15 protein-coding genes are annotated in these 13,915 nt (G+C 44.4%); 13 read left to right on the plus strand and 2 right to left on the minus strand.

Translation table 11 applies throughout. The features are described 5' to 3' along the window. The first annotated feature begins 1 nt into the window (after position 1). The 7 genes from FX988_RS13380 (at position 2) to FX988_RS13410 (ending at position 8,016) form a co-directional block, all read left to right on the plus strand. A complete protein-coding gene (locus FX988_RS13380; RefSeq protein ID WP_160180520.1) occupies positions 2-2,362 on the plus strand; it encodes a cellulose synthase subunit BcsC-related outer membrane protein in 2,361 nt (786 codons plus the stop codon). Between the two features lie 141 nt (positions 2,363-2,503). Then, positions 2,504-3,127 carry a transcriptional repressor LexA gene (lexA, locus tag FX988_RS13385; RefSeq protein ID WP_160180521.1) on the plus strand — a complete coding sequence of 208 codons (624 nt, stop codon included), beginning with the start codon at positions 2,504-2,506 and terminating at the stop codon, positions 3,125-3,127. 405 nt (positions 3,128-3,532) lie between these two features. Further along, positions 3,533-4,663: a cytochrome c oxidase subunit II gene (gene coxB, locus FX988_RS13390; protein WP_160182178.1), complete on the plus strand. Its 1,131-nt coding sequence runs from the start codon at positions 3,533-3,535 to the stop codon at positions 4,661-4,663. A 10-nt stretch (positions 4,664-4,673) separates the two neighbouring features. Then, positions 4,674-6,272, plus strand: coding sequence for a cytochrome c oxidase subunit I (ctaD, locus tag FX988_RS13395; RefSeq protein WP_160180523.1), 1,599 nt, complete (start codon positions 4,674-4,676; stop codon positions 6,270-6,272). A gap of 18 nt (positions 6,273-6,290) precedes the next feature. Next, complete coding sequence (locus tag FX988_RS13400; RefSeq protein WP_160180525.1) at positions 6,291-6,518, plus strand: hypothetical protein; 228 nt, start codon at positions 6,291-6,293, stop codon at positions 6,516-6,518. Beyond that, positions 6,515-7,123, plus strand: coding sequence for a cytochrome c oxidase assembly protein (locus FX988_RS13405; protein ID WP_160180527.1), 609 nt, complete (start codon positions 6,515-6,517; stop codon positions 7,121-7,123). Before FX988_RS13400 ends, FX988_RS13405 begins: the two co-directional genes overlap by 4 nt. A gap of 11 nt (positions 7,124-7,134) precedes the next feature. Continuing rightward, positions 7,135-8,016, plus strand: a complete 882-nt coding sequence (locus tag FX988_RS13410) for a cytochrome c oxidase subunit 3 (RefSeq protein ID WP_160180529.1) — start codon at positions 7,135-7,137, stop codon at positions 8,014-8,016. A 56-nt stretch (positions 8,017-8,072) separates the two neighbouring features. Here FX988_RS13410 and FX988_RS13415 read toward each other — a convergent pair whose 3' ends face one another. After that, positions 8,073-8,282, minus strand: a complete 210-nt coding sequence (locus tag FX988_RS13415; RefSeq protein WP_013755031.1) for a DUF2909 domain-containing protein — start codon at positions 8,280-8,282, stop codon at positions 8,073-8,075. Positions 8,283-8,389: 107 nt separating this feature from the next. Here FX988_RS13415 and FX988_RS13420 point away from each other — a divergent pair, with 107 nt between their 5' ends. From FX988_RS13420 to FX988_RS13445, 6 genes are read left to right on the plus strand one after another with little or no spacing between them, the layout of a single operon-like run. Then, positions 8,390-9,064, plus strand: a complete 675-nt coding sequence (locus FX988_RS13420; protein WP_160180531.1) for an SURF1 family protein — start codon at positions 8,390-8,392, stop codon at positions 9,062-9,064. Beyond that, a complete protein-coding gene (locus FX988_RS13425; protein WP_160180533.1) occupies positions 9,048-9,608 on the plus strand; it encodes a hypothetical protein in 561 nt (186 codons plus the stop codon). Before FX988_RS13420 ends, FX988_RS13425 begins: the two co-directional genes overlap by 17 nt. A 10-nt stretch (positions 9,609-9,618) precedes the next feature. Continuing rightward, entirely contained in the window at positions 9,619-10,596 is a 978-nt protein-coding gene (locus FX988_RS13430) for a COX15/CtaA family protein (protein WP_160180535.1), read from the plus strand. 9 nt (positions 10,597-10,605) lie between these two features. Continuing rightward, positions 10,606-11,529: a heme o synthase gene (gene cyoE, locus FX988_RS13435; protein WP_160180537.1), complete on the plus strand. Its 924-nt coding sequence runs from the start codon at positions 10,606-10,608 to the stop codon at positions 11,527-11,529. Then, a complete protein-coding gene (locus FX988_RS13440) occupies positions 11,526-12,164 on the plus strand; it encodes an SCO family protein (RefSeq protein WP_160180539.1) in 639 nt (212 codons plus the stop codon). Before cyoE ends, FX988_RS13440 begins: the two co-directional genes overlap by 4 nt. A gap of 35 nt (positions 12,165-12,199) precedes the next feature. Then, positions 12,200-12,784, plus strand: coding sequence for a GNAT family N-acetyltransferase (locus FX988_RS13445; RefSeq protein ID WP_254700610.1), 585 nt, complete (start codon positions 12,200-12,202; stop codon positions 12,782-12,784). Here the strand turns inward: FX988_RS13445 and FX988_RS13450 are convergent. Then, positions 12,781-13,830, minus strand: coding sequence for a polysaccharide deacetylase family protein (locus FX988_RS13450; RefSeq protein ID WP_160180543.1), 1,050 nt, complete (start codon positions 13,828-13,830; stop codon positions 12,781-12,783). The genes FX988_RS13445 and FX988_RS13450 overlap by 4 nt on opposite strands. Positions 13,831-13,915: the final 85 nt, after the last annotated feature.

The raw sequence follows: 13,915 nt of genomic DNA on the forward strand, positions 1-13,915 counted from the left end.
TATGAAGCTCACTCACTTAGGCCTATTTACCGCGCTTTGCTTATTTAGCAAGATGAGCGTTGCTCAAACATTGGATACCCAATATGATGAGCAACAGGTTGATATTCAAAGCAAAACGAAGAACGACAGCTTAGAATTAGCTGAAGAAGCGCCAGATACATTTGCGCTTTGGTATCATATTCAGCAAAAAGATAAGGCGTTGGCACAGCAAGAATTTACGCGGTTAACAAGGCGATACACAAATTGGCAGCCAGACAAGGATCTGCTTGATGCCATGGCTCGGGTGACCAGCCCCGAGGTGCATAAGCTGGAACCACAGGCTGTGGTAAAGCAACAACCAAGCTCGAAAAAAAAGGCCACAAGCGTCTTTGCGCGCATGAGTCGCGGCGGTGAAGTGTACTGGCGCAGTATGCCAATAGAATTGTTACAGCAAGCATCTGAGCGTGCCTTTAAAGAAAAAGACTTGGCGCATCATGCTTTGTTAGGCTGGGCATTTATTTCTCGGGCGCTATATCACCAATCTTTACGTCATTTCACTTATTTACGCGACCATCAAGAGGGTGAAAAGAGTACCATTGATGGTATTCGGCAGGCAATTTTAGGCATGGTGTCTCAGGCGGCAAGCGAAGGAAATGAACAAGCGTTAGAAGACTTAATCGTAGAATATCCTGAGCAGCCCATCATCGAGCACATCGAGTTTCATGCATGGCAACATTTTCAAAAAAAGCAATTTGAACAAGCCCTAGGGTTGTTTAGGTTTACCAGCAATTATTTTTCACAAGTATTAAGTTTGAAAGAGTTAGGCCGCCTAGATGAGGCCGTAGCCGTGGCATGTCAGCATGTTGGCGTGGCTAACTTACTCAACTATTGTGTAAATGCTTACGCAGAAAAACAATTGTCGCTGTTTAAGAAAGAAAGTTATCAAGCGAGTCTCGATATGGCTGATAAAATTCGTATGCTACAGCCGTTAAATAGTGACCAGTTGGAGATCTGTGCTTGGTCTCACTTTCATCTTGGGCATATTCAGCAGAGTGTGCGAGCATTTTCTGACTTGATTCAACAGCAGCCCGACAATCAAAATTATGCCAGGATATTGGTCATTTTGCTAAAAGATGACCGCAATATGTTAAATGCGATGGCTAATACTTACCCAGCTATTGCACATGAATTGAATCGCCAGAATAAGACACTCGCCTGGAATCGAAAGCAATTTAACCGCTTTTATCGCTTGAACGATACACAAGAGCAAGACAATCAATTTTTGCTTGAAGCCGGTCTTCATTGGCGCTCCCAAGGGGCAAATGATCCACTGGCCAATCTTGATAGCCAACATTATTTTGTTGGGCTAGCGCGAGATTGGCTGGATTATCGATTTGGCGTGCGGCTCAACTATCAAAAGACTGATAGCCGTTCTCCAAACGTTGGTGACGCGTTTGGTATGGGTTTATTAGATTCCCCCTACGATGGTTTGACAGGTACGAATGAGAAAGGACTAAGTGCATATCTTAAGAAGCAAAGCGCGAGTGCCAACTTATTAGGTGAAATGTCTTATTGGCGGCCACAAAATTCATTGCGCCCAGTGTTCTTAGGCAAATTATCAGGAGTATGGTTTTTGGACAACACCACGCTTGCGATGGCCCTGTTTCGTGAGCGGGTAAAAGATAGTGTTTTGAGTCTGCATGGTTTATTCGCTGAGGAAACAACGCGATGGGGCTCAGTAACCGCAAATGGTATTAAAGGTCTTGTTGCCTATGGTTTATCACGTCAATGGACCGTGTCTGCTGAATTTGCTGGGGCTAGGTTAATCGGGGAAAACGTCAGAGCTAACGATAAGCTGAATGTGAGCCTTTCTCTAACACGCAATATCGTAGATTTATATCCAGAAAAATTAGACTACTTGCGCATTGGGCCTTACCTGAGTTGGAGTCATTACCAAACGAATCAAAATACGTTTACCGTCGGAAATGGAGGGTATTTTAGTCCAGATCTGTTGGTCGGTGTGGGAGGGCGAGCCGAGTTACTGACCCTTGAAAATAAGACGTGGCAGTTAAAAGGAAAGCTTGATCTGGGGTACATTCTTAGTAAACCAAAGGAGATTACAAGGTTTCCGAATCGTGATGACGAGCAACAAGGGTTTCAACAATCTGAATCTGGACTTGGCGTCGGTCTTGAGCTTGAAGGCCAGTGGTTATTCCATCCACATTGGGAATTAATCGGACGGATAAAACATAACTATAGCGACACCTATAGAGAACTAAACATAGGGCTGCATATCCGTTGGAACTTCAGTGAGCGAAGGGGGATAACAAGTGATGGGTTTATTTCGTCTTCTCCTTATCAAGCTGATTACCCGTGGTATTAGGGAATCAAATACGCGTCAGACGAAATAATGAAATGTTCGCGGTTCGTTTATCGTTTGGCATATATTACGCTAATAAAAATTTGAGATTTAATAACGACTGTATATACTCACAGTTAAACTGTATGAAACAACAGGCTGTGTATGCGTCCACTAACTCCCAGACAAGAAGAAGTTCTGCAACTGATTAAAACCACCATGCTGGATACCGGCATGCCGCCAACGCGGGCCGAGATTGCAAGGCATCTTGGTTTTAAGTCGGCCAATGCCGCAGAAGAACACCTTAAAGCATTGGCCCGAAAAGGGGCAATCGAGATATTACCCGGTACGTCTAGAGGGATTAGATTAACTGAGCCTTTAGAAGATCAGCTGGAAGATCAAGGTCTACCGCTTATTGGGCGCGTAGCTGCTGGAGAGCCTATTCTGGCGCAAGAGCATGTTGAGATGCACTATAAGGTGGATCCAAGCTTGTTTAAACCAAGCGCTGACTTTTTATTACGCGTAAGCGGCATGAGCATGAAAGATATCGGTATTTTGGACGGTGATTTATTAGCCGTACACAAAACGACGGATGTGCATAATGGTCAAGTGGTGGTCGCTCGTGTAGATGAAGATGTGACCGTTAAACGACTTGAGCGCAAAGGCCGTCAGGTGGTATTGCATGCTGAAAATGAAGAGTTTCAACCTATAAAAGTCGATTTAGCAACGCAACCATTTAATATTGAAGGCATTGCTGTCGGTGTGATTCGAAATGCTGACTGGATGTAATTAAAAAGTAATCCCCCTGCCTGAGGGAGGCGCTTTTCTCCCTCTTTTTCGCTCTGAGTAATGGGCAGCAGCTAGGTCTTTTTATAGCGCAGTTCTCCCTTCTATTTTGTTTTCAAAAGCAGATTTCTCCCCCCATCGCTACTTAGTAATTGTTAGCTAAATGTAAACGTAACACACTGATTGATTGGTTGAATTTTGTACGTTTGAATATAAAATAAACAAAATAACTGGACTCCCCCCCCTATTTTGAGTAATGCTTGTTACATGGTTAACAAGTTAGTAACAAAATTTGTCTTGTGCATAACCTTACAATAATAAAGTAAGACGTAAAGTTTGTTGGCTAGCGCCACTATTTCAAGCGTTTGACAAGCAGGGGGCCGAGTGAAGAAGATTTCGTTAAGTGTGATGGCAATGCTAGGAGTGTTTCAAAGCGGAACCGCTTTCGCAGAGTCTGTATCCGACTTAGATCAATATCAGCTAAATATGCGCAGAGGTGTCACCGACATCAGTGCAGAGGTCTATGACTTGCATATGCTGATGTTTATTATCTGTGTTGTTATTGCGGTCGGTGTGTTCGGCGCAATGTTTTATTCGATTCTGTTTCACCGTAAGTCCAGAGGTGCAAAGCCCGCTAACTTCCACGAGAGTGTAAAAGTGGAAATCGCTTGGACTGTCATTCCTTTTATTATTCTCATTGTAATGGCTATTCCTGCGGCGAAAACGCTGATCGCTATGGAAGACGCCAGTGAGCCTGAAGTGACAGTGCTTGTGACCGGATCACAATGGAAATGGCATTATAAATACATGGACAATGATGTTGAATTTTACTCTCGTCTAGCCACTCAACCGGATGAAATATCCGGCAAACTAGACAAGGGAGTGAATTATCTTCTAGAAGTTGACCAGCCGCTCGTAATACCCACTGACAAACGTGTCCGTTTCCTTATTACCTCCGATGATGTCATTCATTCTTGGTGGGTACCTGATTTTGCCGTTAAGCAAGACGCCAATCCTGGTTTTATTAATGATGCTTGGGCGCAAGTTAACGAGCCTGGCATATATCGTGGGCAATGTGCTGAATTATGCGGCAAAGATCATGGTTTTATGCCTGTAGTCGTGATTGCCAAAGAACCTGCTGAATATGATAAGTGGATTGGTGAACGCCAAGCGATTCAAGAGAAAGCAAAAGCCGAAGAGCAACGTTTACTCGCTATGAATATGAGTAAAGACGAACTAATGAGTAACGGCCAAAAGATTTATAACTCAGCGTGTGCTGCTTGCCACATGCCAAATGGGGAAGGGTTGCCGGGGGTATTTCCTGCTTTGAAAGGCAGTGATATCGCGTTAAATGATATGGCAGCGCATATTGATATCGTGCTCAATGGTAAATCAGGTACGGCTATGGCCGCCTTCGCTAAGCAGCTAACCATGTCTGAACTTGCCGCGGTTATCACCTATGAGCGGAATGCTTGGGGGAATGATACGGGTGATTTAGTACAGGCAAAAGATATTAACGCTGCTTTAAACGGCCAATAGGGAGACGATCATGAGCACAGTAACTGACACGATTCATCACGACGACGATCATCACGAACATCATGCGCCTCCTTCAGGTATTAAGCGCTGGTTATATACCACCAACCACAAAGATATAGGCACTCTATACCTTTGGTTTGCTTTTATTATGTTTTTAACTGGCGGTGCCATGGCCATGGTTATCCGCGCCGAGTTATTTCAGCCTGGCTTGCAAATAGTTGAACCTAATTTCTTCAATCAGATGACCACGGTGCACGGCCTCATAATGGTTTTTGGTGCTGTCATGCCTGCTTTTACTGGGCTTGCTAATTGGCTTGTGCCCATGATGATCGGCGCGCCAGATATGGCGTTACCACGCATGAATAACTGGAGCTTTTGGATCTTACCTTTTGCTTTCTTGATTCTATTGTCATCGCTGTTCATGGAAGGTGGCGGCCCTGCATTTGGTTGGACTTTTTATGCTCCGCTATCCACTACTTACAGTGGCGATAGCACTGCGCTATTTGTTTTCTCAGTACATATCATGGGGATCTCTTCGATCATGGGGGCGATCAATGTGATCGTCACGATTTTTAACATGCGAGCGCCCGGCATGACTTGGATGAAAATGCCGCTCTTTGTTTGGACATGGCTGATAACGGCATTTCTGCTGATAGCGGTGATGCCAGTGTTAGCCGGTGCGGTGACTATGGTGCTCACTGATAAATTCTTTGGTACGAGCTTTTTTGATGCCGCTGGCGGCGGTGATCCTGTGATGTTCCAGCATATCTTCTGGTTTTTCGGCCATCCGGAGGTATACATCATGATACTGCCGGCTTTTGGGATCATTTCCCAAATTGTACCGACCTTCGCCCGTAAACGGTTATTCGGCTATGCCTCAATGGTGTATGCAACTGCCTCAATCGCTTTGCTATCGTTTATAGTTTGGGCTCACCATATGTTTACCACGGGTATGCCGGTGTTTGCCGAGATGTTCTTTATGTTGGCGACTATGCTGATATCGGTACCTACAGGGGTGAAAGTCTTTAACTGGGTAGCTACGATGTGGCGAGGTTCTCTTAGTTTCGAGGTGCCTATGCTGTTTGCGCTGGCTTTCATCGTGCTGTTCACCATTGGTGGATTGTCAGGCTTGATGCTGGCTATTACCCCTGTGGACTTTCAATATCACGACACCTATTTCGTGGTAGCCCACTTTCACTACGTGTTAGTAACGGGTGCTATCTTCTCAATTATGGCAGCTGTGTATTACTGGTTACCTAAGTGGACGGGGAAAATGTTTGATATTACGTTGGCCAAATGGCATTTCTGGTGCTCTTTGGTTTCGGTAAACGTGTTGTTCTTCCCTATGCACTTTGTGGGCTTAGCCGGTATGCCACGACGCATTCCTGATTATGCACTGCAGTTCGCAGACTTTAACAAATGGATAAGCCTCGGCGGGTTCGCGTTCGGTTTGTCCCAGCTGATTTTCTTGGCGCTTCTTATTAAGGCTTGCAGTAAAAAAGGTGAGCCCGTGAGTGACCAAGTGTGGGAAGGAGCAGAAGGACTAGAGTGGGAAATCCCATCACCTGCGCCTTATCATACGTTCGAAACACCGCCTGTTATTAAGTAGGCGGTATAGGAGCACATTATGTTGCTAGGAAAAGCCAAACACTCAAAAACGTGCGTAATAAAGCGTTCATTGGCTCTCACTCTTGGCATTTTAGCATTTGGTTTTTGTAACAGCTTACAAAGCGATGGCTATATTCCGTACAGTGAGGCTGACCGATTTGCGTTACACAACGAAATGTATATTGCAGGTATGGCTCAGCAAGGACTCGAGCAATCTTACTCCGGAATGTTTTGGCATTCCTTATGAATAACGATAAGTCAGAGCAACAGCTAGACACGACTGGTGCCAGCAAGCAGAAAACGCAGACCAATCACGGCAAAATGGTGGTAAAGCTTTTGGCTGTGGTGCTGGGGATGTTTGGTTTCGGTTTCGCGTTAGTGCCTTTGTATGATGTTTTTTGCGACCTTACTGGGCTTAACGGTAAGACAGCGAATTCTGCGGCTGTATATGAAGTGATGGAGGTAGATGAGTCTCGCACTATAACGATTGATTTCATCACCCGCACAAATACAGGAATGGCGTGGACGTTTGAAGCGGAAAAACGTCAAGTCAAAGTTCATCCGGGGCAGATGAATGAAATCAATTTTACGGTTAATAACCCGACGACACACTCTGTTGTTGGTCAAGCTGTGCCTTCAGTTTCACCTGGCACAGCAGCGTTATTTCTAAACAAAACAGAGTGTTTTTGTTTTGAGCAGCAGGTTTTGCAGGCAGGTGAGACGGCGATCATGCCGATGCGGTTTTACGTTGACCCACAATTGCCTGACGACATTAGCTATTTCGCATTGCAATACACCTTATACGACGTCACCGCGACGGCAGGTGATCTCGCAATGAATCGTGGTGAATAGGAGAACGAATAATGGCTCAGCCAGAATATGAAAAGTATTACGTACCTGATAGTAGTCCTTGGCCTATTGTTGGGGCAGTTGCATTATTTTTAATTGCCGTTGGAGCAGGAAACTTTGTAATCGAACAAACCAAAGGGATCTCAGGTTACGGTGGGCATATTTTAATCGCTGGATTTGCTGCCCTAATTTTTATGTTGTTTGGTTGGTTTAGAAATCAAATTCATGAGTCCATGAGTGGTTTATATAGCGCCCAATTAGGACGTTCATATCGTCAAGGTATGGCATGGTTTATTTTTTCTGAAGTCATGTTTTTCGGTGCATTTTTTGGTGCGCTTTTTTATGCGCGTATGATTGCAATCCCTTGGTTAGGTGGCTCAAGCAATAATGCGGCAACAAACGAAGTGTTATGGCCCGCCTTTGAAGCGATATGGCCACTCGTTGAAACCCCAGGCGGGGTGCAGACCGAAGCTATGGGTTGGTATGGTTTGCCTCTTATCAACACCGTAATTCTATTGATTTCCTCGGTTACCTGCCACTTTGCTCATGTGGCGCTTGAAGAGAACAAGCGCGGTCGTTTAAAGCTGATGCTTGGGATCACCGTATTGCTTGGAGCAATATTCATGACTCTGCAAGTTGAAGAATACATACACGCTTATCAAGAAATGGGCTTAACACTGCAATCAGGCATTTACGGTAACACCTTCTTCTTACTTACAGGGTTCCACGGTTTACATGTAACATTGGGCGCTATTATCCTATTTATTATGCTATTGAGGATATTTAAAGGGCATTTTACCCCTGATGATCACTTCGCTTTTCAAGCGGGCAGTTGGTATTGGCACTTTGTTGATGTAGTTTGGGTAATGTTGTTTTTCTTTGTGTATATATTGTAATTGCTTTATCTCTCCACTCGCCTTAGCAGTAAGGCAGTGGAGAGGATTTGAGGTTTTTAGTAAGGGCGAGGATTTGGCTCAATAAGTCCAGTGGCCATAGCAATAAGGATGACCAACACAATTGCCACCGACGTCAACACTCGCCTGCCAATGTATTTACTCATATTTGCTTGTTTCGGTTCATCTTTAAGCATTACAGTCATAGCTTTAAACAAGTTATAAATCATAACGATAAGTAGTATTCCGATGATTATCTTTATTAGCACTTTGGTTTTCCCTCTCACTGTTTTTTTTGTTGTTGATGAGCATGCTTAGGGTCATTAAGCGATTACCTTTAATTTCTACACTAGTGACTTTGTGCGCCGTTGTCATCATGTTTGCACTTGCGAATTGGCAATTGCAGCGAGGCTTAGATAAAGCACAGCGTATGCAAAGTATTGATTCAGTGACAAATAGTACTTCGTATTCCTTTGATGCCGTATTGGCGCGCACTCAAGATATACAAGATTTACCGATTTCGTTCTCTGGTTCAATAGAGTCACAGCAAGTCTTTTTATTGGATAACCGCATTAAGCAGGGGCGCCCTGGGTTTGACGTATATGCAGTCGCAAAAAGTAATGATCATAATGTACTGGTTAACTTTGGCTGGGTAGCAGGTAAACAAATGCGTGACGATCTACCCGAAGTGTCACTGCCAGATAGGTTGAATGATGCGCAAGGACGAGTCGTATTGCCCAGTGATAACCCCATGGTAAAAGAAACTGCTACTCAAGATGGGTTATGGCCCAAGGTCATACAGCAAATAGATATTCAGTTTATTGAGCAGGTGTTACAGGCTGAGGTATTGCCGTTTGTGATTACACTCACGCAAAACAATGCGCAATTCATTCGCAACTGGCAACCAGTGGTAATGCCCCCAGAGAAGCATTACGCCTATGCAGTACAGTGGCTAGGCTTAGGTATCGCAGCATTTTTTGTATATTTTTTCGCACTTCGCGCACGTTTGCGCTCCGGACTTAAGAAGGGATCCCATGAACAAGACGAATAACAAACGCCTGATTATCACGCTCGCTCTTGTATTTATTTTGCCGGTCGTTTTGGCCAAACTTGCGTTGGACAATAATTGGTTTAACAAAGCTGCGACCAATAAAGGTGAACTGCTTTCACCAACGTTAGACATGACAGCGATTCAAGACCAGGCGGCAGAACCCAAATGGCAGTTGCTGTATGTTTTACCGTCGCAGTGCACCGTTGAGTGTGAGAACGCCTTGTATAGCGTAGAGCAAGTGTGGACCGCGTTGGGCAAAGAACATGACAGAGTGCGTGCGACGGTGATCAGTACACCTGAAAGTGATGCCACTATTATCCAGCGTTTGAATGAGAAAAATACTGTTAAGTTGTTAAAAACTAACGCGGAAAATGTTAATAATGTATTTCAAGGTGAGTCAGTAAATGCTATTTTCATAGCAGATACCTTGAATAATGTGATCTTACGTTACCCACTTCAAGTTGAGCAGCAGCAAGCTATTTTGCATAGTCGTGACATATTATCCGATTTGCGCAAACTGCTGAAATTATCGCGCATAGGCTAGAGGAACGTTCATGAGGAAAATGGCGCTGGCAGGCATTATTCTTGCCATTATCGTGATTGTGCTAGGTGCATATACACGATTGACGGATGCGGGACTAGGATGTCCAGATTGGCCTGGCTGCTACGGGCATTATAAGGTACCCGCTGGGTTAGAACACATTAATGCCGCTGAATTAGCGTTTCCTGAGCGTCCATTAGAGCCTCAGAAAGCATGGAATGAAATGATCCACCGCTACTTCGCTAGTGCACTGGGATTGCTCATACTCATTATTTTTGTAATGAGCCTAATAAAGCGCGCGTATCATCGACCGATTAAATTACCCTTCTTTTTACTGTGCTTAGTTATATTTCAAGGTATGTTGGGCATGTGGACTGTGACCTTAAACTTATTACCTATCGTGGTAATGGGCCATTTATTAGGTGGTTTCGCCGTTTTGTCGTGCTTATTTTTACTTTACTTACGTTTATTGCCCTATCGCATACCAGGAGGTGATCAGCAAATGCGACGTCTTGGTAAATTTGCCCTCCTTGGTATCGCCATTCTCATTGGGCAAATCGCCTTAGGTGGCTGGACTTCAGCCAATTACGCGGCGCTTGCTTGTACCGAAATGCCCATTTGTGAAAGCAACTGGTACCAACGTTTAGACTTTATCGGCGCGTTCAGTTTGCCTGATGCAGAGAGCTACGAGTATGGTGTTCACAATTATGCCCAGCGTATGACTATGCATATAGTGCACCGAGCGGGGGCGCTGATTACCTTTGTTTACTTGTGCTGGCTGGCAACACGTATCTATGCCGTTGCAAGCTCAAGATTACTTAGGAACATCGCCAGCATCATGATTATCGTTCTTGGTGCTCAAGTCATTTTAGGTGTGAGTAATGTTGTCTTCAGCCTGCCAGTTTCTGTAGCGGTAATGCACAATGCGGTTGCTGCCACGCTGTTACAAATTTTGGTGTTACTTAGCTACACCCTTTACCGAAAAACATAGGAGAGACCAATGAGTAAATCAGTTGGTACTGCATCTCATAACATTATGGCTAAATCTAAATCGACTTTGCATTGGCGCGACTATTACGAAATGACCAAACCAAAAGTGGTCATGTTGTTGTTGTTAACTGCTTTGGTCGGAATGTGTTTAGCAAGTGAAACCTGGATAAGTTGGAAAATACTTCTTGCAGGGTTGACTGGTATTGGTTTTTTGTCGTCTGCAGCGGCGGTTATCAACCACGTGGTAGACCGTAATATAGACGCTCAGATGGCGCGTACCTCTAATCGTCCTTTGCCTAAAGGTAAAGTTTCTCCTCAGCGTGCCCTTGCCTTTGCAGGTGTACTCACAGTTGTCGGTTACGTTATTTTAGAGTTGTGGGTCAATCGTTTGACTGCACTATTAACCTTGGCCAGCCTAGTGGGTTACGCTTTTGTTTATACAATGTATCTAAAGCGCGCTACACCGCAAAACATTGTCATTGGTGGTTTAGCGGGCGCTGCTCCTCCCTTATTAGGCTGGACAGCGGTCACGAATGATATCCACGCCCATGCGTTGTTGTTGGTGCTTATTATCTTTATTTGGACACCTCCGCACTTTTGGGCGCTGGCCATTCACAGAGAGAAAGACTATGCACGGGCGCAAATTCCTATGTTGCCTTGTACTCACGGAATAGAGTTTACCAAAACCTCGATTTTGCTATACACAGTATTGTTGACCTTGATTTGTGTTTTACCTTATTTGATTGGCATGACAGGTGTAATTTATTTGTTTGGCTCTAGCGCATTAAATGCAGGCTTCTTGTATTATGCTTGGAAACTAAAATTCGCCAGTGACGAGCATACAGCTATGAAAACCTTTAAGTTTTCCATTATTCATTTGATGGTGTTGTTTGTAGTATTACTGGCTGATCATTATATGAGATTTACGTTTTGAGTAGATTAAGTTTAGCGTTAGTCGCTTTAGCCGCATTGATTGTTGGTATTGTTATCGCGGTGAATATTGCACCGCCTAAAAGTGATGAAACGCAATATATCAGCCTATATCCTCAAGCTAGAGCGCTGCCAGCGTTTTCTTTGACGGATAGCAAAGGCCAGCCACTCACCAATGAAAGTCTACAGAGTCAATGGACGCTCGTTTTTGTAGGTTATACGTTTTGTCCCGATATTTGCCCGACGACCTTATCAGATCTGAGCAGTATTTATCCTGAATTACAGGCTATTGATGGGCAGTATCCGGTCAAGGTGGCATTTATTTCAGTTGACCCTGCACGAGATACTACTGAACGGTTAGCCGAGTACATTAACTTTTTCGAGTCGGACTTTATTGCGGCAACCGGTGAGCATGCAGATTTGTTTCCGTTCGTACGGGCAATGGGCATGATGTATTCCACTTCGCAAAACACAGACGCTGAAAATTACCTAGTCGATCACAGTTCATCCGTAGTACTGGTTAATCCTCAAGGTCATGTGGTTGGCCGCTTTAAGCCAGAATTTGCCGCAGGCAAAGTGGCAGTCAGTGAGAGTAAGCGTATTTTACACGACATGAAGATACTGGCGGGTGCTGAATAAGCGTGTATCGCTTACGACAAGCAAGGGCTGAGGATGTGAAAGACGCCATAGCGCTGATCCTTTCGTCAGCGCCTGAGGCGTTGCCACGTTTATTTAGCCAGCAAACAGCGCAACAACAATACAGCGCACAAAGCTTTCTACAACAAGCATTTTTACAGCAACAGGGTCAGTTTGGCTTTGGTAACCACTGGGTTATCGAAGTGAAAGGGAACTTGGCAGCTATTGGTTGTGTTTGGCAGCGTGAAATGGGCGAGGAGTACGTGCAAGCAACACTACAAAGTATGACTCAATACTATCAAGGTCCTGACGTTTTAGACGTGATACAAAGATGCCAGTCGTTGCAGCACGTGTTCGCGCGGCCAATTGCCGATGAAGCATGTATTGGGCATATTGGGGTGGCCGAGCCATTTCAGCGCCAAGGTTTATGCAGCGAGCTTTTAAGTCATTTAGCGGCAACGGCGTTAGATTTAGGTAAACAGTATCTAACCCTAGACGTCAAACAAGATAATGTAAGCGCCATCAGTTGTTATCAAAAGTTTGGCTTTACCGCACAGCGCACCACTTTAGATAACAGCTCGATGAATTTAGGCACTTACATACATATGCGAAAAAAGCTCTAATCTGGCCAGTCACCGCTTTCTGTTGGGATAAACCAAGGTTTAGAATACCAATAATAACGTGATGGCTCGCGTTTGCTTGGGGCAGTACAATTTACCCTTGAGCGACCAACAGGCAGTTTTTGTTTGAAGTCCACTGTGATCAATTCATCGTTAATGGTTATTTTTTGTCTATCCCCCTGAAAATAGCAGGCTATCTGATTATTATTGATATCGTCGCTATGCACACTAAACTCAAACGTAAAAGGGGCACCTTTGACCAAAGGCGTGTCAGGGAAGGGGTTTTGCACTGGCATGGCAAGACTGGCCATTTTCACTTTTAAACGGTCTAAATTCGCGTAAATACCCGCCGCCGGAAATCGTGGAAGAGCCGAGAAGTCGCTAAAACTGGCTATCGCACCTGAGTATTGGGCAAAACCTACATAGCCTAGTTTGGTAAGACGAGCCTGCAGTTCTGGTGAATACTCTCCATATGGATAAGCAAAGAACTTATCTTTTACACCCAAATTGTCTTTAAGTAACTGTTCAGCAGCCTGAATATCGCTAATTCGCCGAGTTAACCACGCCTCATCACTTTCATTGGGTAGACGGCTAAGTAAGTGTTCATGGCGCAAGTTATGGTTGGCGAAACTAGCACCTTGTTTTTCCATGACTCGCATGTCATCCCAGCTTAAATGATAATTCACTTTATCAACTAAATCTGGGTTGATGAAAACGGTGTAGGGCAGATTGTATTTGGTTAAAATTGGGTGACCGTTTTGATAAATATTGTTGAAACCATCATCGAAAGTCACCGCGATGGCCTTGTCGGGCAGTGACTGTTTGTTTTTAAGTGCAGTAACTATGTCCTTTAGCGGTAATACAGTGTAGTTGTCGGCCAAATATGCCATGTGTGCTTTGAATGTATCCGGTGAAACACTGGTAGAGGCAGGCGTACTTTCGCTTACGTGGTGATAAAGCAAAATAACTGCGTTGTCACCGGCTAGAGTCTTGCTGCTGGAAATACACAAACCAAGACAAATCAATACATAAAAAATGATACGATCCATAACGTTTCCCTTTGTGACGCATTTAATGGCGCTATTGTAGCATTGATTGCAAAGGGCTATATGGGCGAGCGGTCGCTTTCACGCA

The sequence above is a fragment of the Paraglaciecola mesophila genome (assembly GCF_009906955.1).
Taxonomy (GTDB): Bacteria; Pseudomonadota; Gammaproteobacteria; order Enterobacterales; family Alteromonadaceae; genus Paraglaciecola; species Paraglaciecola mesophila_A.